The organism is Acinetobacter sp. RW6, assembly GCF_041956835.1.
Lineage (GTDB): Bacteria > Pseudomonadota > Gammaproteobacteria > Pseudomonadales > Moraxellaceae > Acinetobacter > Acinetobacter calcoaceticus.
On sequence record NZ_CP167121.1, the window covers coordinates 1,400,958 to 1,426,898 of the forward strand.

Annotated in this window: 22 protein-coding genes; 9 read left to right on the forward strand and 13 right to left on the reverse strand. The window is 38.8% G+C overall.

Annotated elements, in window-relative coordinates; genetic code table 11:
* Positions 1-30: 30 nt before the first annotated feature.
* The 4 genes from ACB088_RS06565 to ACB088_RS06580 all read right to left on the reverse strand — a co-directional run bounded on the left by ACB088_RS06565 (position 31) and on the right by ACB088_RS06580 (position 3,348).
* The gene (locus ACB088_RS06565) at positions 31-435 is read right to left on the reverse strand and encodes a biopolymer transporter ExbD (RefSeq protein WP_147508387.1); all 405 of its coding nucleotides are present in this window, start codon (positions 433-435) and stop codon (positions 31-33) included.
* Positions 435-1,172 (reverse strand): MotA/TolQ/ExbB proton channel family protein, encoded by a 738-nt coding sequence (locus ACB088_RS06570; protein ID WP_375038394.1) that lies wholly within the window; start codon positions 1,170-1,172, stop codon positions 435-437. The genes ACB088_RS06565 and ACB088_RS06570 overlap by 1 nt, the downstream gene beginning before the upstream one ends.
* Before the next feature lie 24 nt (positions 1,173-1,196).
* A complete protein-coding gene (locus tag ACB088_RS06575) occupies positions 1,197-2,024 on the reverse strand; it encodes an energy transducer TonB (RefSeq protein WP_198495781.1) in 828 nt (275 codons plus the stop codon).
* 190 nt (positions 2,025-2,214) lie between these two features.
* Entirely contained in the window at positions 2,215-3,348 is a 1,134-nt protein-coding gene (locus ACB088_RS06580) for an LLM class flavin-dependent oxidoreductase (protein WP_375038395.1), read from the reverse strand.
* Between the two features lie 313 nt (positions 3,349-3,661).
* On the opposite strand from ACB088_RS06580, the gene ACB088_RS06585 reads away from it, so the two are divergent.
* From ACB088_RS06585 to tatC, 7 genes are all read left to right on the forward strand, one after another.
* Entirely contained in the window at positions 3,662-4,735 is a 1,074-nt protein-coding gene (locus tag ACB088_RS06585; protein ID WP_375038396.1) for an ABC transporter substrate-binding protein, read from the forward strand.
* Between the two features lie 3 nt (positions 4,736-4,738).
* The gene (locus ACB088_RS06590; RefSeq protein ID WP_375038397.1) at positions 4,739-5,578 is read left to right on the forward strand and encodes an ABC transporter permease; all 840 of its coding nucleotides are present in this window, start codon (positions 4,739-4,741) and stop codon (positions 5,576-5,578) included.
* Entirely contained in the window at positions 5,578-6,366 is a 789-nt protein-coding gene (locus ACB088_RS06595) for an ABC transporter permease (protein ID WP_375038398.1), read from the forward strand. The genes ACB088_RS06590 and ACB088_RS06595 overlap by 1 nt, the downstream gene beginning before the upstream one ends.
* 33 nt (positions 6,367-6,399) lie before the next feature.
* Positions 6,400-7,155 (forward strand): ABC transporter ATP-binding protein, encoded by a 756-nt coding sequence (locus ACB088_RS06600; protein WP_375038399.1) that lies wholly within the window; start codon positions 6,400-6,402, stop codon positions 7,153-7,155.
* Positions 7,156-7,250: 95 nt separating this feature from the next.
* Positions 7,251-7,466 (forward strand): Sec-independent protein translocase subunit TatA, encoded by a 216-nt coding sequence (locus ACB088_RS06605; RefSeq protein ID WP_045432320.1) that lies wholly within the window; start codon positions 7,251-7,253, stop codon positions 7,464-7,466.
* 13 nt (positions 7,467-7,479) lie between these two features.
* Positions 7,480-7,899: a Sec-independent protein translocase protein TatB gene (gene tatB, locus ACB088_RS06610; protein ID WP_133746010.1), complete on the forward strand. Its 420-nt coding sequence runs from the start codon at positions 7,480-7,482 to the stop codon at positions 7,897-7,899.
* Entirely contained in the window at positions 7,896-8,642 is a 747-nt protein-coding gene (gene tatC, locus ACB088_RS06615) for a twin-arginine translocase subunit TatC (RefSeq protein WP_375038400.1), read from the forward strand. The genes tatB and tatC overlap by 4 nt, the downstream gene beginning before the upstream one ends.
* Positions 8,643-8,671: 29 nt before the next feature.
* Here the strand turns inward: tatC and ACB088_RS06620 are convergent, their stop codons facing one another.
* Positions 8,672-9,748, reverse strand: a complete 1,077-nt coding sequence (locus ACB088_RS06620; RefSeq protein WP_017390729.1) for a sigma-54-dependent Fis family transcriptional regulator — start codon at positions 9,746-9,748, stop codon at positions 8,672-8,674.
* A gap of 315 nt (positions 9,749-10,063) precedes the next feature.
* On the opposite strand from ACB088_RS06620, the gene ACB088_RS06625 reads away from it, so the two are divergent.
* Positions 10,064-11,152, forward strand: coding sequence for an LLM class flavin-dependent oxidoreductase (locus ACB088_RS06625; RefSeq protein WP_375038401.1), 1,089 nt, complete (start codon positions 10,064-10,066; stop codon positions 11,150-11,152).
* Between the two features lie 94 nt (positions 11,153-11,246).
* Here the strand turns inward: ACB088_RS06625 and ACB088_RS06630 are convergent, their stop codons facing one another.
* The 4 genes from ACB088_RS06630 to ACB088_RS06645 form a co-directional block, all read right to left on the reverse strand.
* Complete coding sequence (locus tag ACB088_RS06630; RefSeq protein WP_375038785.1) at positions 11,247-12,458, reverse strand: lipase family protein; 1,212 nt, start codon at positions 12,456-12,458, stop codon at positions 11,247-11,249.
* Between the two features lie 88 nt (positions 12,459-12,546).
* On the reverse strand, positions 12,547-15,039 hold the full coding sequence (locus tag ACB088_RS06635) for a TonB-dependent receptor plug domain-containing protein (protein WP_375038402.1): 2,493 nt from the start codon (positions 15,037-15,039) through the stop codon (positions 12,547-12,549).
* A 165-nt stretch (positions 15,040-15,204) separates the two neighbouring features.
* Entirely contained in the window at positions 15,205-17,037 is a 1,833-nt protein-coding gene (locus tag ACB088_RS06640; RefSeq protein ID WP_375038403.1) for an ABC transporter ATP-binding protein, read from the reverse strand.
* The gene (locus ACB088_RS06645; protein WP_375038404.1) at positions 17,034-18,845 is read right to left on the reverse strand and encodes an ABC transporter ATP-binding protein; all 1,812 of its coding nucleotides are present in this window, start codon (positions 18,843-18,845) and stop codon (positions 17,034-17,036) included. The genes ACB088_RS06640 and ACB088_RS06645 overlap by 4 nt, the downstream gene beginning before the upstream one ends.
* A gap of 283 nt (positions 18,846-19,128) precedes the next feature.
* Between ACB088_RS06645 and ACB088_RS06650 the strand changes: the two genes are divergently transcribed.
* Positions 19,129-20,181, forward strand: coding sequence for an ABC transporter substrate-binding protein (locus tag ACB088_RS06650; protein WP_375038405.1), 1,053 nt, complete (start codon positions 19,129-19,131; stop codon positions 20,179-20,181).
* A gap of 643 nt (positions 20,182-20,824) precedes the next feature.
* Here ACB088_RS06650 and ACB088_RS06655 read toward each other — a convergent pair.
* Genes ACB088_RS06655 through ACB088_RS06670 form a run of 4 tightly spaced genes read right to left on the reverse strand, consistent with a single transcriptional unit; the run spans position 20,825 to position 25,937 of the window.
* Complete coding sequence (locus tag ACB088_RS06655) at positions 20,825-22,093, reverse strand: acyl-CoA dehydrogenase family protein (protein ID WP_375038406.1); 1,269 nt, start codon at positions 22,091-22,093, stop codon at positions 20,825-20,827.
* 27 nt (positions 22,094-22,120) lie between these two features.
* Positions 22,121-23,938 (reverse strand): ABC transporter ATP-binding protein, encoded by a 1,818-nt coding sequence (locus ACB088_RS06660; protein ID WP_375038407.1) that lies wholly within the window; start codon positions 23,936-23,938, stop codon positions 22,121-22,123.
* Between the two features lie 2 nt (positions 23,939-23,940).
* Entirely contained in the window at positions 23,941-24,789 is an 849-nt protein-coding gene (locus ACB088_RS06665) for an ABC transporter permease (RefSeq protein ID WP_375038408.1), read from the reverse strand.
* The gene (locus tag ACB088_RS06670) at positions 24,786-25,937 is read right to left on the reverse strand and encodes an ABC transporter permease (protein WP_309950946.1); all 1,152 of its coding nucleotides are present in this window, start codon (positions 25,935-25,937) and stop codon (positions 24,786-24,788) included. The genes ACB088_RS06665 and ACB088_RS06670 overlap by 4 nt, the downstream gene beginning before the upstream one ends.
* Positions 25,938-25,941: the final 4 nt, after the last annotated feature.

Here is a 25,941-nt window from a genome sequence, read left to right on the forward strand (position 1 = left end):
GCCGAAGCAGCTTTTTTTATGGTGGTATAATTATTTAGGCACTGTAATCACAGAGAGTTTATCTACCCCTACACGTTCAATACTTGCCAATAATTTTGCGACTGTTCCATAAGGTACGGTCTCATCAGCATTTAAATTTAATGCTAATTTAGGGTTACTGCTTTTACGTGACTTTATTTCTTGTTCAAAGTTCGCAAGTGTCACCTTATCCTTATCAAGGTATATTTCACCTTGTGGGTTTACACTAATGACTACAGCTTTGTTCTGGTCTGTAGATTGAGTCGGTGCCGCCTTTGGTAAATTAACTTTCACCGTATTTGTTAACAAAGGAGCCGTCACAATGAATACGATAAGTAAAACCAACATGACATCCACCAGCGGCGTAATATTAATTTCACTGACGACATCGTCTTCTTGAGAAGTAGAAATTGCCATTATGCAAACACTCCTTTCTCTTTCACTTCTTTAACAGAATTATCTTTAAGTGCTGTATTTCCAGTCGTACCCTTGGTTTTAGCAGTTGGTAGTTGGAAACCTGCTTTTTGATTCAGGCTCACGAAGTCAGTTGCAAAGTCATCAAGATCTGCGCCAATTGTTTTTACTTTACGTACAAAGTAGTTATAGGCAAGCACCGCAGGTACAGCAACCGCAATACCAATACCTGTTGCAACTAGGGCTTCTCCAATTGGTCCAGCCACGACATCCATGCTCGCATTGCCTGAATGAGCAATCGCTTGTAATGCATGAATAATCCCAAATACTGTACCGAACAGACCAATGAAAGGTGCGTTATTACCAATGGAAGCCAGTAAAGCAGAGCCTTTTTCTAACTGACGGCGTTCAGTTAGAACTTGTTTGCTTAAATGGCGCTCTAATAAGTCCTGACGGCTCCAACTGTTTTGTAAGTCTTGATGTGTCTTTTCATCTGCTTCAATTAATGTCTGAAAACCTGTGTTAGCAACTCGTGCTGCTGGACCTTCACCAAGTTCAGATTTCGTCACTGCATCGGATAAGTTCTTTGCTTTCCAAAACTCTTCTACGAAAAGCTTACTTTGTTTAGTTGCCCGCTGTGTCTGGATTACCTTAACTACAATCAACACCCAAGTCACAATTGAGAAAGCAACCAATAACCAGATCGTGCCGTCATGGATCAATGAATTAATATCTGTCATGAAAATATCCTCTTAATTTAAATTTTATTTCGGTAATTGATAATGAATTGGAACATCGACCCAGCCTTCTACAGGTGTTTTCCCTTTTAGCGCAGGTGAAAATTTCCATTGCTTTACTGTTCTTACAGCAGCACTGTCTAGAAGTTTTTTGCCGCTACTTTGCTTGACACTGACCGTATCAGGGCTGCCATTTGCTAATACTTTGACCCGTAAAATGACTGAGCCTTCCCAACCACGTTCTAAAGCTTGGTCAGGATATTCAGGCGCAGGATTACTGAGATATCCGGCATAACCTTTGGCTTCAGTCACTGGCAAGTTGTCATCTGAAGCTTTTACAGGCTCAGCAACTTTTTTTACTGGTTCTGCGACTACTTCTTTTGCGACCACAGGTGTTGCAACTTTTTGAGGAGTTGGCTCAGCTACTGTTTTTGCAACAGGCTTAGGTTGCTCCACACTCTTTTGGACAGGTTTTGGCTGTTCAACTTGTTTGGGAATTGGCTTGGGCTTTTCCACTACAGGTGGAACTTTAGGTTTTTCAGTAATCGGTGGAATTTTGGGTTCAATCACTTTAGGTGGTTCAACCGGTTTTACGATTTCAATTACCACAGGTTCGGGTTTATGAATATCTAAAGCTGGTGTCGGTAATTGTTTCGCGATATACCAAATTCCAAGATGTGCTGAAGCAACGGCAATAATTGCGATTAAGACTTTATTCAACTTCTCTGGAGCAGGTTGAATGGCTTCTTGATCATGCCGTGCAAACGGATCTGCAATTTCAGTTGAGGCTGCAACTGTTGCATATTGCTCAAAGAGCAAAGCCCGCTTATGGGGATTAAAGATTTGTTCACGCATAGCAACTTAAACTAAAAATAAAAGATTAAGCAGTAAGTTGCACAAGCCATGCCAAATACTTAAGTTATTATTTTTAATATGTTTAATAAAAAATATTTAAATACACCATGTAAAAGATGTTGGTTTTCAAACACTGTTATGCTGTTCAAACAACAAGACCCCTTTGATTTCTCAAAGAGGTCTAAGTTTATTATTTTAATTTATATCCTACTAAGGGTAAGACTTCTTCAGCCACTCGATATGCTTCTTCTAAATGCGGATTACTCGCTAAAATAAAATGTCCTACCCCAATATCAATATACTCTTGCAAACGCTCTGCGACTTGCTCATAGCTCCCTACTAAAATACAGTTTGGCCCACCTCTTACATTTGACATTCCTGCCCACACATTCGGTGCTACAAATAAGTCTTCAAAACGATTGCCCTGTGCTAAGGCTTGCTGGCGTTTAGCTCCTACCGATTCAGTATCTTTTCGTTCAAATGCATTACCATCAACTGCAATGGTTTCATACATCTGTTTAAGCTCTTGGAATGCTTGTTCTTGAGTAGGTCGTGCCAAAATATCGATACGCATGCCAAATTTAACTTTTCGTTCCGGCGAATTCTGCTCAAAGAAATTTTGGGCCTGTTCAATCACTTTTTTCTGTTGGTCTACAGGTTCGCCCCAAGTTAAGTGAATATCAGCATGACGTCCTGCCATTTGTAAAGCAGCATCACTCGCCCCTGCTAACCACAAGCGTGGAACGTCATATTGATTCATTGGGTATTTCAGGCCACCTTGTTCAACATGAAAAAACTTTCCATCGTAATTAAAAGGTGCATGGTGCGAGTAACCTTTCACAAACTCTAAAAATTCGTTGGTCCGTGCATAGCGTTGATCATGTTCGATAAAGTCTCCATATGCGCGTTGTTGTGCGCCCCCACCGCCTGAAATCACATTCCACTCTACTCGTCCCTGACTTAAGCGTTGCAAACTTGCAGCCATTTGGCTTGCATAGGCTGGATGAATAAACCAAGGCTGAATTGCGATGAGCAAACGAAGTCTTTTTGTCTCTCTTGCCAGTGCAGATGCTAACACCCATGGCTCTTCAGTATGTGGAAAAGCAGGAATGAGTGCGCCGTGAAAACCAACAATATCAGCTGCTTTCGCCACTTGCTGGACATAGTCATAGTAAGCAAACAATTGATCTTCATATTGTGGTGCAACACGTTGTGGAGATTTAACTGATGGCGTTAATTGGTTCCATTCACCGCGTGTGTGTAATTGATGTGCTCGACGACCATCCCCATGAACAGGGATTCTCCATAAAAACTCAACTGACATAATGAATCTCGATAATTTAAAGATTTGACGATATTTAATTCGTTAGAGGTCTTAGAGCAGGAATCATGCCGATATTTTTTTAAATTAATTTTCATATATGTAACTGTTTTATATAAATATTAAAAAATTGGGTTTAAATGCTGTGTTGATATTCCAACACTTAAACGTTAACGAGTGTTCCAATCACAACACAACTACGGGATTTAACCTCAACAATAATTTTAAAAAATTATAATTAATTGATTTATTTATAATAATTTTATTGGCTTGGTTTTTGCTCTATACCCATATATTTTTTAATTCTTATGATGATATGCGTATTTTTCCACGTCTACTTTTAGGTTTCAGTTTTTTGGGTCTTGTTGCTTGTGGGGCACAAAAAACCGAAGAGTCCATCCCAAAACAGTCTGAACAGCAACAACTCCGAATTGCAGTCGTTGCCAATGGTACTTCGGGAAGTTTAGACTTTATTGGTGTGCCACAACTTATTTCACAAGATCAAATTTTTCTAAAAGCCTTAAAGCAAAATAATATTGAATTAAAGTGGGAACCAGTGACGACTGCTGCTGTAGCGACTCTGGTCAATGAAAGTTTTATAAATAATAAAATTGATTTTGCTTTTTATGGAAACCTTCCTGCTGTAGTGCTCAATGCAACAGGCGTTAAAACGCAAATTGTTGTACCCGGAGGTGTGGGTAATAACGTCTACCTTATTGTTCCAGCGAATTCACCTATTAAATCGATTGAGGAATTAAAAGGTAAAAAAATTGCCCTACATCGTGGACGTCCGTGGGAAATAAACTTTGGGCAACTCATACAAAGTAAAGGCCTGAGCTTAAAGGACTTTCAAATTGTTAATTTAAATCCACAAGCTGGGGCTGCTGCTTTATCTGCTAAAAGTGTAGATGCCTTTTTTACCTTAAGTGATGCGCTTACTTTACAAGATCGCCATCTTGGTAAAATTATTTGGTCGTCACAATCTTTGCCAGCAGACTGGAAAATGCGTGCCGAACTCTGGGGTAGCAAAAGCTACATTGACCAACATCCAGATACCACACAATTACTGGCTGATGCGACAGTACGTGCAATGGATTGGATTGCACACCATCAAGATGAGTTTCAGCAAAGTCAAACCAAGTTTGGCCAACCACTTAGTGTAATTCAACGTGAAAGCCAGAACACGGCAAGCACATGGCAACAAGACTGGTCACCTAACTATCAAGTCGATTTTCTTAAACAGCATTATTCAAAAGTCATTGATCACGCTGTGAAAAATCAGCTTATTCAAACACCAATCAAAGCAGATGAGCTGTTGAATCCGCAATTTACTCGTCAAGCGATTCAAAATTTACAGGCAAATCATGCCTCCAATAAGCAGGGAAACTAGACAATGAAAATACTAGTAAAGCCACTTATTGAGCAAAATAACGTTTTATTTAAAACCCCACTCCGTAAGAAATTTTCTTCTAAAAAGGTGTATGGGCTGCTCTCTGTGATTTCACCCTTATTAGTATTACTCATTTGGCATTTGATTAGTTCTTTACAGATTTTCCCAACCCAAATTTTGGTGCCGCCTAAAACTGTCTGGAATACTTTCATTGCGTTGTTACAAAGTGGTGAGCTTCAAATGCATCTCAAAGATAGTCTTTCTCGTCTGTTTTTCGGATTTTCTATCGCCGCAATCAGTGCAATTGCTTTTGGTATTGCCTATGGAGCAAACACAACGTTCCGAAATTACACCTATATTTTATTCAACGTTCTTTATCAAATTCCGATCTTTGTCCTTATTCCTATTTTTATTTTAGTTTTTGGGATTGGTGAATTATTTAAAATTTTACTGATTATAAAGGCCTGTTTTTTTCCAATAGCGTTAGCAACGGCCGATGCAGTCAAAAATATTCCCAAAAAATATATTGAACTAGGACAAATCTACCAGCTTAAAACACGTGCTTGGCTCAGGCTTATTGTTCTTCCATCAATACTCCCACCTTTAATTAGTGGGCTAAGAATTGCACTTGGTCGTGCATGGTTGATTTTAGTTGCCGTCGAGCTACTGGCAGCTGGAACAGGTATTGGGCAAATGATGGAACTAGGACGTCAAATGTTGCGATTAGATGTCGTGATGGTCGGTGTGTTTATCACAGGTGTGGTCGGCTTTGGTTTAGATAAAGTTTTACGGTTAGTAGAACAACACTTTATCTCACCTGCACTCAGTTCGAGGGATAAATAATGTCTCAACGTTCAATTACTTTGAAACAAACATGGCAACGGCCAATTATTTTAGTACAAGGCTTAGTACTGCCATTATTTTTATTAGGCTTATGGCAATACAACTCAAGCTTAGGTGCCAGTCATGCCTATGCATTTGTTCCCTTGCAAAACGTTTATTTTGCATTTATTAAATTGCTTGAAACAGGTGAATTGTGGCTAAACACATGGGGAAGTCTTAAAAAAGCTGGAATAGGATTTATCTTAGGTTCGATAAGCGGATTAATTTTAGGTACTTTGCTTGCCTATTCAAAAGTTTTAAATGCTTTAGTTTCTCCACTATTTAACAGTATTCGCCAAGTACCGTTACTGGGTTTAACACCTTTAATTGCCTTATGGTTTGGTAATGGAGAAGAAGCAAAAATCTTTATTATCGCACTTGCCTCATTTTTTCCATTAGTGATTAATACATTTCAGGGGCTTAGCCACAATGATACAAAATATGATGAGATCGCACGTATTTATCAATTTTCATTCTGGCGCAAATTTAAAAAAATACGCCTTCCACAAGCGCTACCCCATATTTTAACTGGCTTAAATTTAGCTGTGCCATTTACTTGGATCACCACCACAGCAAGTGAGTTGCTATTCAATGCCGGTGCAGGTCTAGGCAACTTAATGATGAAAGCCGAGATTAATGCCGAAATGGATATTCTGTTGGTTTGCGCCATCACAGTTACCCTGTGCGGGGCCTTTATGACGGCAAGTATTCATCTTATTTCAAAACGCTTTCTGCAATGGCGTGCCTAATCTTTAATTTAAAAAATAACATCGGAAATTAATATGTCTTTCTCTCTACTTTCTATCAAAAAACTCAATAAATCTTTTCGACGTGATCAAAATACTTTGACCGTTTTAGATGGGATTAACCTCAACATTGAGCAAGGCGAATTTATCTCGATTGTTGGCAGCAGTGGCTGTGGAAAATCAACACTATTACGTCTTATTGCTGGATTAGATCAAGACTATGACGGTGAAATTTTACTGAATCAAAATCAGATAAAAGGTACAGATTTAAAACGCGGTCTTATCTTTCAAGAACACCGATTACTTCCATGGCTTACTGTTTTTGAAAATATCCATTTAGCACTTGAAGAGACTCCACTCACTCGTGAAGAGCGAAATTTACGGGTAAATGAACACATAGAAATTGTCGGGCTGAAGGGTTTTGAAAAGGCTTATCCACATGAGCTTTCGGGTGGCATGGCACAACGTGTTGCAATTGCCCGTGGACTCGTTAATAAACCCGATATTTTACTTTTGGATGAGCCGTTTGGCGCTTTAGATGCCATCACACGGAGTCATTTACAAGCTGAACTTCAGCGTATCTGGCAACACGAAAAAATTACCATGATTTTAGTGACTCATGACATTGAAGAAGCTGTCTATCTTGGAGATCGTGTGATTGTGATGTCGGCCCGACCAGGAAAGATCAAAGAAATTATTCCTGTTCCATTAGCTCATCCTCGACATAAAGAAAGTGAGCTGTTATTTGGTTTCCGTAATCAGGCACTTAATATGCTAGATCACACTGCATAATTAATTTGAATATTGATCGATATTAATATGATTTAGGAAATAGATAATATCGTGATATTAATATTTTTTATTTTAGATAATATAGGATGAAGAAAATGGGTTTATCTATTTGGCATATTTTACTGTTCGCAGTTATTGTTATTTTATTGTTTGGAACTTCAAAGTTAAAGAACCTAGGTAAAGACTTAGGTGGTGCAATTAAAGATTTTAAAGACTCGGTTAATTCTGATGATCAAAAATTATTGCAAAACCAGCAATACAAAGATATCAGCCCACTCGAATCACATAATGAAAAACAAAATAAAATATGAGTGATTTATTATTATGTTTAATATCAGTTTTGGAGAGTTATTAGCTTTTGCAATTATTGCACTTATTATTTTAGGGCCTGAAAAGCTTCCTCACACGTTAAGATCAGTCCTCCTAAAATATAGAGCAGTTAAAACCCAAATCAATAAAATTCAAAATGATATTGAAAACGAACTTGACCTGATCGAACTTAAGAGAGTCATGCAAGAAGAGCTGCAAAAAATAAAACAAAATGAAGAGCAGCTCAAACAACAACTCGCTCTCATGCAACAAGAAATTGAAAATGTACAAACATCTGTTTCTACTGAACAAAAAAACAAAGCACGGCGCATCAATGATTATGTCTACTTAGGATCACATGATGAGTTAAAGACACCATTTTTAGCTCATTTTAAAAAAACAGCCAATAAATTCAGTGAGGACCAAGCCGCATGACGGAACATATTGTCAGTGAAAGCCTCACTGAAATGAAATATAGCGAACATTTAAAAGAATTAAGAAAACGGCTGATCTATAGCATTAGTATTGTTTTAGCGATTTTTTTATTATTACTTCCGCTTGCTCAAAAGAACTACCATTTTCTTGCTCATCCTTTAATTTCATTGCTGCCTAGCAACTCCACCATGATTGCAACAGATGTCATGAGTACATTTTTAGCACCCTTTAAACTCAATATTTATTTTGCGATTTTATTAAGTATTCCCTTTATTCTTTATCAATTTTGGCAATTTGTTGCTCCCGCACTTTATCAAAAAGAAAAAAGATTCGGTATAGCACTTGTGCTTTCGAGTAACCTTTTATTTTATCTAGGAATTGTGTTTGCTTATACTTTAATTTTGCCACTCGCTTTAAAGTTTTTCGTATTGGCATCACCAGACAATGTATTACCCATGACGGACATTAATAGCTATCTGGATTTTTGTTTAAAGCTTTTTCTGGCTTTTGGTCTAGCATTTCAAATTCCAGTTTTAACTTATTTTCTTATTTTCATTGGTCTTATTTCTATTCAACAGCTAGAAGCGCATCGCAAACACATCATTGTATTCTTCTTTTTTATTGCAATGTTTATTACCCCTCCTGATGTTTTTAGCATGCTTGCTCTTGCAGTCCCAATGTGGCTGCTTTTTGAATTGGGTTTATGGGTCACAAAATTCACAACGCAAAAAAACATCCATTAAAAAATGGATGTTTTTTCTATGTAAAATCATTAAGCGATTTCATTTTCATTCTTATTAGGTAATAAGTTATATCTTGATAAAAGATTACGCAAAACATTACGCGATAAACCTAACATTTTTGCGGTCTTAACCTGATTATTCCAGCAACTTGAAAATGCAGTATTTACAATTTTATCTTCAATAATATGCCAAGCTTCCCCATCATATTCCTGAAAAAGACGTTTTAAGATATTCTCAAACTCTTGAATAAGGTCATTATCGGGTAACACGGCGGAACCCGTTTCCTCAGAAAATCTTAAGTGCTCAAGATCAATTGTTTTACCGCCACTCACGAGCAAAGCATAATGGATATTGTTTTCTAACTCACGAATGTTGCCTGGCCAGCTATAGTTCAACAGTGCATTTCTTGCTCTATCACTAATATTGGGTTTAGTGGTAATGAGCTTCTGAGAGTATGAACTTAAGAAGAAATCAACCAGAGGTAAAATATCTCCTTTACGTTCACGCAATGGCAAAATATTAAGTACAACTACATTCAAGCGATAATATAAATCTAGACGAAACTTATTTTCTGCTACAGCCTTACGTAAATCGACATGCGTCCCCGACAAAATACGGACATTAATTGGGATCGGTTTTCGACCACCCACACGTACCACTTCTTTTTCTTGCAATACCCTTAACAGCTTAACTTGTAAGGATAGTGGTAACTCACCCACCTCATCTAAAAATAAAGTGCCACCATCCGCCGTTTCAAAAATACCAGCTCGTGTTTTGTTTGCACCCGTAAAAGCCCCAGCTTCATAGCCAAACAGTTCAGACTCAGCAAGCGTCTCGACTAAAGCACCACAATTGACTGCAAGAAAAGGCTTATTTTTACGATCACTTTTCAAATGAATTTCACGTGCAATTAACTCTTTACCTGTTCCAGATTCACCTTGAATGATGACGCTGGCAGAGCTTGGAGCAATCGTTTCCACTTGATTTAATAATTTACGGGAGTTTTGATCTGAAAAGATAATTGCTTTTGCTCTTATTGGTTTTACAGGAACACCATTATCAGGCAAAGTAATTACTTTATAATCATTATCTAAAAAGGTCTTCATAATTGCCCCATAAAACTTATGATATAAGCATTCTAAAAGGCTATATTACATTTCAGGGTGTTTTTTAATAAATAATAAATAAAGATATTTAATCCAAAATTCATCCATTTTATTCTAAAAATATTTTCTCTTATAAATTAAAAATCAACACAATTCTCTTTTTATGATATGTTGCTTCTCAAACACAATGTTATCTTTTTGATTAAATCCAAACATTAAAATAATTATAAACCACTACAATATTTGATTTATATAGGCGTAAAGCTTGGCATTTATTTTGCTCATTCATTTAAAATCCACAAAATAGGTTTAATAATGAGCATCGAATTTGTTGGTATGGTTTTTCCCAACCAATGGTCTGAAACCAAAGGAACACGTATTGGCCATAAAATTGACCTCGAATATCTACGTTACCATGCACGTGCGCATGAATATGCGGGTTTTGATAAAGTCTTAATTGCTAGCGGGCCAAGCAGTCCAGATAGCGCGCAAATCGCAGCTTATCTGGCACAGCATACTGAGCAACTCGGGTTTATGATTGCCCATCGTCCTGCACTCCTCACTCCAAATCTGGCTGCACGTTCTTTTGCTACGCTTGACCATACAACTGGCGGTGGAAGAATCCGTTTACATGCAATTACGGGAATTACAGCGGAGCCTCAAGAGGGAGATTATATTGTTGATAAAGGTCAGCGCTATGAGCGGACGGGTGAATATCTAGATATCATCCAGAAACTTTGGAAAAGTGATCAACCTATTAGTTATGAAGGTAAATATTTTAAGTTGGATAATGCTTTTTGCCCGTTAAAGCCAGTCAACGGTACAATCCCGATTTCATTCGGTGGCTCATCAGACATCGCTTATGATATTGCAGTTCGCCATGCAGATCTCTATTCACTATGGGGTGAACCACTGGCTGGAGTAAAAGAGCAAATTACTAAATTGAAGCTCGCAGCAGAAAAAGCCAATAAACCCCAGCCTCCTGTTAGCTTATCTGTACGTCTTATTATTGGTGCAACCGAAGAACTTGCTTGGCAACGTGCAGAACAGATTCTTGCAGATATTCAGAATAATCCGACTTTTCAAAATAACGGAACATTATCTGGACATAAAATCAAAGGCATCGGTTCACAGCGTTTATTGGCAGCTGCACAGCAAGGTGATCGACATGACCGTGCATTATGGATGCCAACTGCAACTGCTGTAGGAGCTTATGGTGATACGACAGCCCTTGTTGGTACACCAGACACCATTATTGCATCATTGCTTGATTATGTAGATTTAGGCGTTACGACCTTTTTAAATCGTGGCTACGATCCAATCTATGATACGGTCGATTATGGTCGCTATATCATTCCTGCTGTACGTGAAGAGGCAGCCAAAAGATTAAAACAAATCGCCTAACCATTTAAAGAATCAAGCCGCTCATTCAAAATCTTTGAAGAGCGGCTTTTTAAAATAAAGATTTTCCTCAGTGAGAAAATTTTTATTTTATCTTTTATTGCAAGTCAGGTTTACAAACAGCCTGAATTTTCTCTCCCGCAATCACCTTTTTAGCAAACGGAATTGAATCTTTTAATGAGGCATTAACAGTTTCGCTATGTCCTAAGCCATGATACAAATGGCCTTCGACCACTGTACCGGCTTTACAAGCATCAGCCACCAGTTTCATTTGAGAACGAGCATCTGGTGTTCGGTCGTTTGCCCCTGTTCCAATAAATAATGGGTGACTGATTTTTAATGTAGGGTAATAACCATAATCATTTGACTGTTTCTCTTGCAGCTTTTTATAGCTTGCCGGCGGATTGGATTTATATGCTTGCGCTGGCGAAAGCCCTGCGGTTTGAATATCTCCCATAAAACTTGTTAAGCAGGCATTTCTTGCTTGTTCAACTAAAGGAGCTGCTTCAGGTGTGAAAATATCTTCTGTTTTAATTTCTGGATATAAACTTTGTGTCACTAAAAAACTATAGATGCCATAAGCGAGTGATGGGCTGACTTCGTAAGGATTTAACTTCAACTGATTTTTTTCAGGCGTCGCTTCAGGATCTTGATAAATCACGCCTGTACCAATTGAAGCTTTAATATTTAAGTCAGGTGCGTACGTTGCTGAATAGGAAGAAGCCGCAACAGCCCCAGCGCCTCCTTGTGATTGACCAACAATCACAAACTTATTTGCAAGGGGTAACTTGGTTTTTAAAGCAGCTCTACCACTATCTAAAATACTATAAGCCAGCATTGGGTTATTAATTAACAAGTGCGGCCCTGCAACACCTAAGCCTTCGTAATCTGTGGCAACGACCGCAAATCCTTCTTTAAGCCAACGATTTAAATATTGTACATCTCGGTATGATCGTCCACTCCAAGACGGCGCACAAGCATCGGCCAAACCTACAGTACCATGCGCCCATAACACCACTGGCCAACCTTCTTTAGGTGGCATTCCTTTTGGTAAATGAATACTTCCTGAAACCACAATAGGGGTTTTGCTGTCTTTACCACTGGTAGAACTGTAGAGGATCCGAATGGCCTGACTGTCATTTGCCAAGCGAATATAAGGATTATGAATAGCTTCTGTTTTTAATAATTTTCCAGCTTGATTTGGAATAGCTGATTTCCATGCGTAAAACTCAGAAACTCGGCCATCTCCATATTGATCTTTAGGCGCTGGAGCTTGTTGAGCGTTTGCCAAACAACTCGAAGTTAACACCGTTGTGATTAAAGAAAACTTGCATAACGTTGATAAAAAAGTATGTTGCATTGTAATTTACCTTAAATTTTTTTTCATCATTTTTGATTTAAAATTCGTAACTTACTCGGCCATATAAATATGTTCCAAATGCTCCTTCAGGCGCATTAAAACTATATTTGACGATGTTGCCGACCGAAGAATCTTTTGCTTGATCAGGATGGCTATTAAATAAATTGATCGCGCCTAAATTGAATTTCAGACCTTTCACAAATGCATCCGCTTTGTAGCCAATATCCAAATCTGCAATCCACTGAGGGTCAAAGGTTTGGTCCAGTGCAGTATTGGTATTATTTAAAGTGGTCCATTTATCGTAGCGACGGACTGCTGTATTCACGCTCCATGCTTGATTTGACCAAAGTGCGCCAAGCGTTAGCTTTGTTTTCGGTGCAGCAGATTCAATAAGGCTTTGTGTATTTCGTCCTGCAATGCTTGAAACAGGAATTCGTTCACCTTTTGCAGTAATAGAATCTCTACTTTCGATAATTTCATTTTTGTTATATGCCAGACCGAGATTCAGATTTAACTTGCCATATTGTTCAAGGTTTAAATCATGCTTAAGTGCGAGCTCTAAGCCTTGAGTACGTGTATCTAGTAAATTATTAAAGAATGCCACATTGGCAATGTTTGAATACGCTGTATTGGCAAAAGCATTGGTGATTACACTTCCAGTAATATTGTCTGAAAGCAAAATACGATTTTTAATATCGATTTGATAAAGGTCTAAAGTTGCCGATGTATTGGCAAGAGGCTTCCAAACAAAACCTAAAGAATAATTCGTCGATTTCTCAGGTTTAAGAGAAGTTCCACCAATTAGTAAAGCTGCCTCACTGCCCGCAACTAAAGTTCTTTGTTGCACATCTTGCCAACCTGAAGGGGTCTGTACTGTTTGTACGCTATAAGCTGAATATCCCTGCTGTGCCAATGACGGCGCTCTATAGCCTGTATTTACTGAACCACGTACCGTAAATTTAGGTGATACATCATATTTGGCAAATAATTTTCCGTTTGTTGTCGACCCAAAGTCTGAATATTTTTCACTTCGAACAGCGGCACCCACATTCAAGTTTTTAATAATATCTGCTTCTAAATCTAGATAGACACCATAAACATCACGACTAATTTTTCGTTCATCTTGGTCTGTAATTCCGGCATATATCCCCGGAACTCCAACTCCTAAAGTTGTGCTTGGATTGAAATATGGGCCTCGGGTATAGGCAATTGGATCACCTGCATTTTGCTTATATTGTTCCCAACGATATAAAACCCCTGTAGACAACGTGAGTGGGCTTGCTAACCAATCAATTGCAATATCACGGCTATAATCTAGCCCTGTATTTAATTGCGCAAAGATATTTTCACCCAAGTCATAATTTGAAGGAGAATTTGAGCCATAACTTGGGTTAATACCGTTACCTTGTTCGGTACTCACTTTATTTTGCCCATAGGTCGCATAAAGATCATATTTACCTGACGCTTGCTCTCCCTTTTTAACTCCAACTGTGGTTGCAAAATCATCTACAGTGACTAAGCTTAATGGCGAGCGCCCATCTGGATAACGTTCTTTAAAATAGCTGGATTGATTCAGTATTGTTTTGGTTGTTGGCGGCTCATAAAAGTTTTCCCCTATCGTTTTACGGTGTCCGTAGCTACTAAAGCCATAAAGTGCAACGTCATCCGTCAAAGGTAAATCTAAATTCGCCGTTACATTGATTTGATCTTTTTGTTCTGGTGAACCAAATTTCCAAGTTCTATAGGGTGTATTTTGTTCTGTATATTGAGCCTTGGTTGAACCATCATAAAAAGTTCGCGTATCTGGGGCCGTGTTACTTGCAGCTTCACGTTTGCCTAAATCTAATGCAACCGTCAACGCACCATCATTAGGGAGTGCAAAACCTTTCCAAAGATTGACTTTATGTTGTTCACCATCTCCTTGAGTATAGCCACCTGTTTGATAGCTCACTCCACCGCCATGATCTCGTGATTTCAAAATAATATTAACTACACCAGCAATGGCATCCGACCCATATTGTGCAGCAGCACCATCCCGCAAGATTTCTATACGCTCAATCGCGCTCACTGGAATTAAACTTAGGTCAGTTACCGCTGCGCCTCTTCCACCTGCATAGGCTTGGCGGGTGAAATAAGCTGATGTATGTCTACGTTTTCCATTAATTAAAATTAGAGTTTGATCAGCAGATAATCCTCTGAGCGCAATACTTGGCGGAACCGATGCGCCAAATCCACCCGCAGGAGAGCTGGGTAACGTCACTGAAGGAGACAACCGTGTTAATACTGCTGCCAAATCAGTTGCCCCAGTCTCTTGTAAATCTTTAGCAGTTAAAATATCAACGGGTGCAGGCGCATCGAGAGAACTACTAATGGCTCGTCTAGAACCCGTGACAACGACAGATTGTAATGTGATGACATCCTCTTTCTCTGACAAATTCTTTTGGTCGTTTGCCAAGGCAATTGAAGTAGTAAGTGCACTCAGTGCAAAAAGTGAGGACTGAATAATAAATTGAGAAAAATATGTACGCATATGAGCTTCCTTAACGATCTAGACCGATATAGCAAAGCCAATGCCAATAATTAAATTATTTATTATCAATATCTTAATTAATTAAAATAAAAGAATCATTGTTTAAATTTAAACAATGATTCAAAAAAATGTTTATAAAACTACAGTTTTAAATTTCGAAGATGTTTAGACCAGTTGATTTTGAAGATACGACTGATATAACTGAAAATATGCTGTTTCTTGCTGTATTAACTGCTTATGCGAACCTTCTTCTACGACATGGCCATTTTCAATCACGACAATTTTGTCGGCCTCACGAATAGTACTCAGCCGATGTGCAATCACAATACAGGTTCTATTTTGGCATAAACGTCTGAGCGCATATTGTATTTTTTGCTCGGTATAAATATCGATTGCAGAAGTAGCTTCATCTAAGATTAATATTTTAGGATTTGCTAAATATGCACGAACTAAACAAACCAGCTGTCTTTGCCCATGACTGAGGTTTTTACCGAGGGTTCCTACTTCAGTGAAATACCCTTGCGGAAGTTGTTGCAAAATCTCATCTGCCCCCAAGTCTTCAATTGCCGCGATAAGCATCTGATCTGAAGCATTAGGTTGAACTAGACGCAAGTTATCTAAAATTGTGCCACTAAATAAAACATTATCTTGTAAAACAATACTCACATGCTGCCTTAAACTGGCAAGACGAATATTTTGGATAGGGTAACGATCTAGAAAAATTCCGCCCTGTTGAGGTTCATAAAACCGTGTTAACAACTGAACAATCGTACTTTTGCCATGTCCTGTTGGCCCTACAATCGCAATTATTTTTCCAGCTTCAATCTCCAAATTAAAATTTTGTAAAACCGGCTTATGGGTATAAGCAAAATGTACCCCCTGAAATCGAATATGACCATTCAATTGTTCAAGCTTTACAGCATTCGGTTGTTCTTGAATGCTAGATTGCGTATCTAAAAGTAAAAATATACGTTGGGCACATGCGGCCCCATTTGCATAACGTTCAAATAAATCGGTAAGTTCCTGTAAGGGTGCTAAGAATAAAAACACATAGAAAATACTCTCTGCAAACTGCCCTATACTAATCATTCCACCACTATAGGCATAACTACCAATCACAATAAATCCGGCAGTGGCTACAGTCGAAAGTAGTCCTGTAAAGGGTGCAAACCAACTGGTCCGCTTGCTGCCATAAATAATAGAGTGATTAAAATCTTTTAATAAATCCTGATAACGGGATTGATTTGTTTCGGTGTAATTTAACTGCTGGATGATTTTTGCGCCATTTACAGTTTCAACCAAATGGGCAGTAAATCGACTGCGTTCTTCGGCAACTCTTCCCCAATGTTTTTGCGATGACTTTTTAAAAAAGGCTGTCATCCCAAATAAAATTGGTAAAGTCGCAAATAAGCACCAGAAAAATGGTGGATAGATATGCCAAAGAAGAACAGAAGCCAGACCACAACGCAAAATCGCTGAAAGTAACTCTGGTGGTCCTTGTATTAAAACAGGTTCTAAAGTATCCACGTCACGATCTGCCCGTGAAATAATCCTGCCAGCTTTAGTACGGTCAAAATAGCCAATATTTAAACTTTGAATATGCTGGAACAAAGAACGTCTTAAACCATTAATAACTTTCAAAGCGGCTCGGCCTGACAAATATTTTGATACCCCCGCTAAAGTAAAACGGCAAATCCAACTCAACGTTAAAATGCTAATCGCAATCAATAAAACGGGCTGATGTAGCACCATTTTCCCAGCAATGTGTTGAAAGCCCGAATCTAAAATGTATTTCACCACCCAAGGCCGAACAAAAATGCTCATCACTTGCAAAATTTCTACTGTAATCAAAGCAAGTAGCAAGTAACGGATGGGATAAATTAAAGGAATAAGTTTTGCTAACATCCCTCTATGAATTGAGGTCTTTGCCAAATTTTCTTCGATTTGTAGATCGGCTGATTTTGCGAACGGACGGAAATTTTTAACACTTGTATTCATGCTTCAAGCTCCTTTTGTGGCAACTCAAAACCCATCAACTCTCGATAGAATGAACAATCTTGAACTAATTCAATATGCGTACCTTGAGCAATAATTTGCCCTTGATCTAGAACAATAATTCGGTCAGATAAAGCAATCGTGGTTTGTTTATTGGAGTTGATAATAATGGTTTTCTTAAAATGATTTCCTATATCAGAAAGCGCTGATAGTCGTTGTAAAACCTGTTTTTCTGTCGTCGCATCCAAAGCACTGGTTGAGTCATCTAGGGCTAAAATTGGCGAGTTTTTTAAGATGGAACGAGCCAAAGCAATCCGCTGTTTTTGTCCTCCAGATAAAGTAACGCCTTTATCTCCAATCAAAGTGTCTAATCCATCATCAAGTCGTTGTAATAATTCGGATGCGGAAGCTAAATGTAAAACGTCTCGCATCTCTTGCTCAGTTGCATCTTGCTTAGCAATTCTTAGGTTATCTGCCAATGCGCCACTAAAAAAGAAATTTTCTTGGGGAATAATCTGAACCAAATGGCGTAATTCAAATAGGCTTAAATCTTTGATATTGATCCATCCCTGTTGCTCAGAACCAATCAGGACTTGCCCTTCTGTTGGGTCAATAAACCGATTGAGTAAATTCATCAAAGTAGTTTTACCTGAGCCAGTTTTACCTACAACAGTGACGATTTCACCTGCATGAAATTCAACATGACACTGCTTTAAAATAAACTTTTGTGTTGTTTTATCCTGAAAGCTTACATTTTCTAATCTAATATTTAACCCATCACGCCATTGCAACGGCAAAGGGTATGGTTGATCTTCAATTGCAGACTTTTCATCAAGCATTTGCCATATTCTTGTTGCCGAAGAGCGAGCATCAGCAAAAATTTGTAAGACCTGCCCAATACTTTCAATACGAAATACCAATAAATTTGCCATGAGTATCGCAGCTACAAACTGCCCTACCTGCAACTCGTTTTGGCCAATTAAATAAGCACCAAAGCCAATCACCCATAAATAAGAACACGCAATAATCACTTGTGGGATGGGCAAACGTTTCGCACTTGTGCTTATGGTTTGAATAGAGTGATGAATAAATAGATCTACAGCATGATTAAAGCGTTGTAAAAGTTTCTCTTCGAGTTGAAAAGCTTTGACTACCCGAATCCCATTCACGCTCTCGGCTAAGGTATCGCTGACTTTTTCGTAGGCAGATGCGACTTGATGATCCAGCACCACCAATTGATTGGTCAGTTTAAACAACACCCAAAGACCTAAAAAAATAAATAATAAAGGGACTAGGCCGAGCCAAGGGTGATACCAACACAAGAGTCCAACGGTTACCGACACAACAAGACTTGATTCAAACACTTGCCGCCAAAAATTAATAAGAGCTTCTTTTAATTTATCTGAATCACGTGTTGTTCGAGATAGCACCTCTCCTAACCCATGTTTCCAGTGCCATGAAACATCTAAATGCTGCACTTGGCTAAAGATTCTTTCTCTTAAAATACTGAGTAATTGCTGACCAATGCTTAAAGCACTTAGCCCTGCCAAATACTGAATAACAGCTCTAATACCAGCAATAGTCGCAAGTAGAATGAACCAAAACCAAGGGTTTAAAGGATCAGAAATAGCATGCTGAAATAAGGTTTCTCGCTCACTGTGTTTTAAGGTATCAATCGCATGTCCGATTGAATATTGTTGGAGTGCTAACCCTATATTTGCAATCACAAATAAGGTCGCCGTCAATAAGAAACGAAATGGCATAAAACGATATAAAGCCAAACTTCGTAATAATGGGTAATTTTTAAACATAAAAGATAGTAAAAATTTAAGATTCCGTTTTATTGCGAGATTCATGCCAAATTAATGATCTCTAAAAAGATTTTAAATTATTGTTTTATATTAATTTTATAGTTCACTGTTTATGGGGGTGTTGATTTTAAAACATTAGCGTAAATGATTTGCTGTAATCGCAACAAAATTTGATATATCAACATCATAAAAAACGATATCAAAAATAATCATTAAATATCAATAAATTATTGAGTGGCATCAATTTTGCTTTAAAGCATAAAAACCACAAAAGGATGTCACGATGACAACACTTCAAACTCAACCATTAAACACACTTTGGTATACGCGCTGCCCAGTACCAACAGGCCTAGGTATTTCAATTCAAAAAGGTTGGCTCAAAGAAAAGTTTAATGAGCAACAGATTGAAATTAAATCAATTCGGGAATCAAACTCCAAAGATATTCGTAACTCTCATTTTAACCATACCCTTGCCAACTCAGTTCGACATGGCGGGAGTATTCCTGCAATCTGGGCCTACGCATCTGGTCAAAAAACTAAAGTGATTGGCTTATCTTGGGCTGATGAAGTTCAATTGTTGTTAACACGCTATGATTCAAACATCAAAACTGTTGCCGACCTAAAAGGCAAACGTTTTGGAATTCCATTTAATCAATATGCAATTATTGATTTCTCGCGTGCACAGGCTATTCGGGGGTTAGAAAATGCCTTAAAAACAGTAAATCTGGAGGTGAGCGATCTTGAATTAGTTGATTGTTTACGAGCAGATATTTTATCCGCACAGCAACAACAGCCTACAGAAAATGATTCTAGTTTTTATGGCAATCGTAATAAAATCAATGCAAGTGCAGAGATCATTGCATTAATTAAAGGTGATGTCGATGCTATTTTTCTAAAAGGTGCACATGCTGCGCAAATTGCTCATGATTTCGCCCTGCATACCATTATTGATATTGGTTCACATCCAGACCCTATTCTACGCTCCAATAATGGCACACCAAGAACACTTACTGTCGATGAAGATTTTCTAACGCACTATCCAGAGCAAGCACAATCGATTGTTGACGCGGTTTTACAAGCAGAACAATGGGCACATGCACACGCCGATGAAACCCATCGTTATCTAGCAAAAGAATGTAATAGTAGTGAGCAATGGGTTCATGCAGCTTATGGGGAAAATGCTCATCTAAAACTGAACACCAACTTTGATGAGACTTCTATTATTGCCTTACAAGACTTGAGTGATTTTCTCTATCGGTGGAACTTTATTCCTGCACAAATTAATGTTCGTGAATGGCTTGCACAAGATATTTCTATTCAAGCTCAAGTAGCTTAACAATACAAAAAGCAAAAAGGTTGTCTTGATGACAACCTTTTTTATTTTCAGCATCCAAATTCAAGTAATCATAAACTATCGTAGTAGGCAGTATGGATAATATTAATCTCTTTAATAACAATAATCTTAACGGAGTCTTATCGAGTTTTTACCCAATTTCAGGATTAGCTTTCAGCTGGAGTTACTTTGGTTTCCCCCAAATGAGAAGCAACGCTTCGCAAGAAAGGCATCTTGCGCAGCTATCGCTGCTCACCGCAAAACTCGTTGACTACCATCAGCTCATTTAATGAATCGCAGAAACAATACGCTATTAATGGAGTCCTGTCTCAAACAATTGCGGATGACGTTTCCGAGTACCATATTTCTGATCGAACTCAGATTAGTTAAACCATTAATTGCCTTTGCTTGTGTCAATTCAAAATCTAAACTCACGAAAACATTTACTGGTGCAAAGGCGGCATGGATGCCGTCCGTTTGGCTGTGGCAATATGGACGTTCCATCAGCCAAACAAAGGATTTTTGTTACTTTTCATCCCTGAAAAGTAAGGCATCGCCTATACAAAAAACTTCTGACTAATCTTAACCTATGAGGCAGTATTAACCTCTTTACATACCAGCCCTAAATTTAATTCCTATATTTAGATTATTTATTAAATTTAGTCACATTTTCCGCCTGCTTCTTTAAAAGCACAGAATTATATTCACCAGGTGGAATATTATTTAAATAATAATTTCCAACATGATATAGCCGCCAACGAATTGGATCATGAGTGGTATGGGTTCGTGCATTACGCCAGAAGCGGTCTAGATTCCATTTCGATAAGGTTGAACTTGCCCCGAGTAATCCAAAAATTTCACTCGAAATTTTTAAAGATGCATGATCAGACTGACTACGGGTAGCAGCAACCGATAAAATCAGTTCAGTTTGTAAGTCTTCATCTTCTACATTTGCCAAATGCTGTTCAAAAATCTGTGCTGAACGATCTAACAATGCCTCAGCAGAACGAACTAAAACAGCAAACTCACCAATTTGTTTAATAATATGAGATTCATGTGTAGGTGAATCGACACCACTTTCTACCCATGGACGAGCATGATGTTGTAAATAATCAATTCCGCCTTGTAACGCACCTTTGGCAATTCCTGTGTCCATTGCAGCATGTAAAATTTGAGGCCAAGTGAGACCCGTACGTAAAACAGTGCCTAAGCCGCCTGTATTTCGCTTGGCAACATAACGTTCATCAACAACCACATCTTTAAAATTAACAGTGCCACTGACGCTATTATTTTGTCCCATTGCATCCCAGTCATCGAGCAACTCTACTCCCTGTGTATCTCGATGAATTAAAATCGAGACCGGTCCATCATCACTACCAGCAAATAAAGAAATCCATTCTGCGAGTAAAGAGCCTGTAGAGTAAAACTTACTGCCATTTAAAATTAATTGCCCTTCCGCATTTCGTTCTACGCGTGTTTTATGCTGAAACTTATCTTTGCCTCCCACTTCTGCAAGTGCATTGCCTAAACGTTTTCCACTTAAGATATCACCGAGTAATTGATCACGAATTTCATCGTCATAGCCCGTTAAAATTCCTCGGAACATAGTGAAGTGAATTTGTAATAACTGCCCTACACCACCATCGGCGGATGAAATAATTTTCACCACATTGACCAATGTTGAAATACTGGCGCCTAAGCCCCCAAATTGCTTGGGTACAATAATCGCAGTTAAACCAGCTTCTGAAATTAAGCGAGCCTGATCATAAGGCGCCGTTTTGTTATAACTTGGATCTCGAGCAAATTGATTCAGTTGATCTGCCACCTCTTTTGCAATCTCAAGTGCTTCTTGCTCGCTTTTAATATGTCTAACGCTACCTAATTCTAAAAAATTATGTTGGTTAATATCGTTCATTTTTAACTCCGGAAAATCTATTCTTTTTTATGCGCAAATTTCAAGCACGTTGTTTTTAAACAAACTCGGCGCATGTGTAAGCAAAGTTTGGGTATATATATGTTGAGGATGGCTAAGCACTTGGTCTGTTTCACCGTATTCAACAATATGTCCATTTTTTAATACGGCGACTCGATCTGCGATTGCACGAACAACCCCTAGGTTATGGGTCACAAATAGTAAGGTCACACCTTGCTGCTGAAGGTCTTGTAACAGTTTTAAAATAGATGCCTGAACTGAAACATCCAAAGCAGAGGTAATCTCATCACAAATCAAAACATCAGGTTGGCACAGCAAAGCTCGCGCGATAGCCACACGTTGTCTCTCCCCACCCGATAAATCTCTAGGATAGAGTTCCTGAACTTGTAGAGGCAAAGAGACCTGTTTAAGGACCTGTGTGACTTTTTCTATGGCTTCTTGTCGAGATGCTCCAAAGAAATGCTGCACGACCTTAACGAGTGTCTGACCAATGGTATGCGCTGGATTCAACGCTTTATAAGGGTTTTGAAAGATATATTGCAGTTTATGTCGCTGCTGCAAATGACGCTGTTGTCCACGCAATGACAAGACTTCATCTGCTAATGTGATTTGTCCATCTGCATTTTCATTCAACCCAGCAATAACACGGGATAACGTGGTTTTACCCGACCCCGACTCGCCGACCAATGCTAAACATTCGCCTTTTTTTAATTGAAATGAGATATCAAAAAGTGCCTGTTGCTGCCCATACCATGCATTAATATGTTCAACTTTTAATAATGCTTCTGTGTCAGTTTCTCGTTCAATACCCTGATGATCAATCTCTTTAAAATTAATCACACCAACATGATCCGAATGGTGACAAGCAACAAAATGCGGGTCAAACTCATCTTTTAATTGAGTTAAGTCAGGTTGTTTTTGGCGACATATTTCGGTAGCGAAAGCACAACGTGCAGCAAATGCACAACCTGCTGGACGCTCATTTGGTGAAGGAGCATGACCTTCAATCGGAGATAAATACTTACGAATAGCCACATCAGGAATGGCGTTAAGTAAACCTTGTGTATAAGGATGTTTAGGCATTTCAAATAATTGAGTTAATACTGCATCTTCAGCAATTTGCCCTGAATACAGCACAATCACGCGATCTGCAATATCTTTCACCACCGTTAAATCATGCGATACATAAATAGCGGCAACGTTATATTCCCGACATAATTTACGAATGATATTCAGCACTAAGGTCTGTGTCGTTACATCTAATGCGGTGGTTGGCTCATCCAAAACAATTAAACGTGGCTGTAGCAAGAATGCCAAGGCCAATAAAATTCGTTGTTGTTGACCACCAGAAAGCTGATGGGGATAACGCTTGAGAAATAGCTCATCATGAGGTAACCCCACTTCATCTAAAATTTTGGCTACTTTTTGGTATTTTTCAGCACTAGATAACTGTGATTGATGGACTTCTAATAATTCAAATAAATGTTGGCCAATACTTAATGCTGGGTTAAGTGCTGTTCCAGGATCTTGGGCAACATGACTAATTTTATAGCCACGAACCTGACGTAAAGCATGATCATCTAAACTGAGAATATTTTGATCATCTAACTCAATTATGCCCTGAATAATCTTGGCACCATGTCGTGCATAGCCCAATAAGGCACTCGATAATGTCGTTTTACCAGAACCACTCTCTCCTACCAGCCCTAGAACTTCACCTTCTCGCAAGCTAAATGAAATATTAGAAACGATGTGATTGCCGGTGTTTACCAATGCCACTGTTAAGTCTGTTACGGTCAATACTGTATTTTTAAATGTATTTGCCATGTTTATTTTTCCTCAATCCGAGCTGCTGCACGTCCAACACCCTCAGCCAATACATTCGTTCCGAGTGCAAACAAAGCAATTAAAATGACAGGAGCAAACACGGCCCATGGTTGAACTAATAAACCAGCACGATTTTCATTAATCATGAGTCCCCAATCTGCTGCTGGAGGTGCCACGCCATAACCCAGAAAAGCCAAACCAGATAACATACCCACTGCCCATGTCAGCATCACCCCAAGATGAATTAATAATGGCGTCAACATATTGGGTAAAATTTCACGAAATAAAATATAGGTTTTTGAATAACCAAGAATTCGGGCAGCTTCGATATATTCCTGTTCCACTAGGTTAAGTGCGACACTTCGTGAAAGACGTATAACTCCGGGAATAAAAGCAATTGAAACCGTTAAAACAATCAGCCAAGGTTGCCGACCTAACATCGAAACAATAAGTAAGACCAAAATGAGATCGGGAAAGGCCATAAACACATCAGTCAGCCAAGTCACGAACTGATCAATCTTGTTTCGGGCAAAAGCAGCGAATATGCCTAAACTTGAGCCAATAATTAATGCAACCAAACTGGCAGCCAGTGTCATCCAGATAATAGAAGCACCGCCAGCAAGTACACGTGACCAAACATCATGACCAATATAGTCATAACCTAAAAATGAACGTCCTTCAGGTGAGCCATAAGTCATGCCGACCAACGCAGTAGGCTCAAATGGAACAAATAACGGCCCAATCAGTGCAAAAATCAAAACCAAAACAGTAACTACAAATCCAAAACGTACTTGTCTTTCACGAATTAATGTCTGAAAAAAGTTTCTTTGGTGCCAGTGAAGTGAGCTCATTTGCCACCTCCTTGCTGAATATTCTTTAACGCATTGCGGCGGTCGACAGGTTTTACCGTAATTGGTCGACCTGACTTCCATAAACGTAACGCCTGACGTCGTCCCGGCGAACGTGCTTTATGTCTTTTTGCAGTTCGTATTTTGGGTGTAAGTAAAGTCGTGATTAAATCTGCAATTAAATTAACGACCACCACACAAATGGTGAGCAATAAAACAATCGCTTGAATGGTCGGAATATCCCTCATTTCGATTGCTGCATTGAGTGCATTACCAATACCGGGATAACTGAAAACCACCTCAATAATGAGAGCACCACTCAGCAAAACTCGGATGGTCAATGCTGTTCCCTGCACCACTGGCACCAATGCATTTGGTAAAACATGTTTCCAGATAATCCGTCGCTCAGGAATACCACGCAGTCGAGCAGAGGTCACATATTCCGACTCTAGCGCATCAATCATGGAACCACGCACTAAACGCATCAGATATGGAATGAGTGATAAAGCTAAAGTTAAAATCGGTAAAACTAAAAACTCTAATTGGCTATAAGGTGATTCATTGGGAATCAGCAACGATGCTGCTGGTAAGATGTGTAAAACCGATGTTGAAAAAAACATCATTAACCAAATCGCAATCACAAACCCCGGTACTGCTTTAAACAGAATCGAACTGGAAACAATAATGCGATCTAACTTGCTGTCACGGCGGAGCGATAGCCACACACCCAGCACGACTGAAAGCGGTACAGTAATGACAATAACGAGGCTTGTGAGTGCAACTGTATTACCAAAATAATTCTGAATAATTTGTAAAACAGGCACATTAGAGTCAATCGAGCGTCCAAAATTACCTTGTAATAATTGACTTAACCAATGCCAGTATTGAACCAATATCGGATCATTCAAGCCTAATTGTTCACGAAGTATTTGAACCGTGGCTTCAGGTGCTTCTGGACCTAAAATGACGCGAGCAGGATCCGATGGAAGTGCCTGTGTAGCAATAAACACAATGAGGCTAATAACAAAAACAACCAATGCCCCTGACACCAAACGCGTCAAAAACCAAGGTAACCACGCAGGAAATTCAAATGACTTGGCAATTGTCGGATGTTGAATTGATGCCTCTATTTTGCTGGATTGAATTGTCATATCG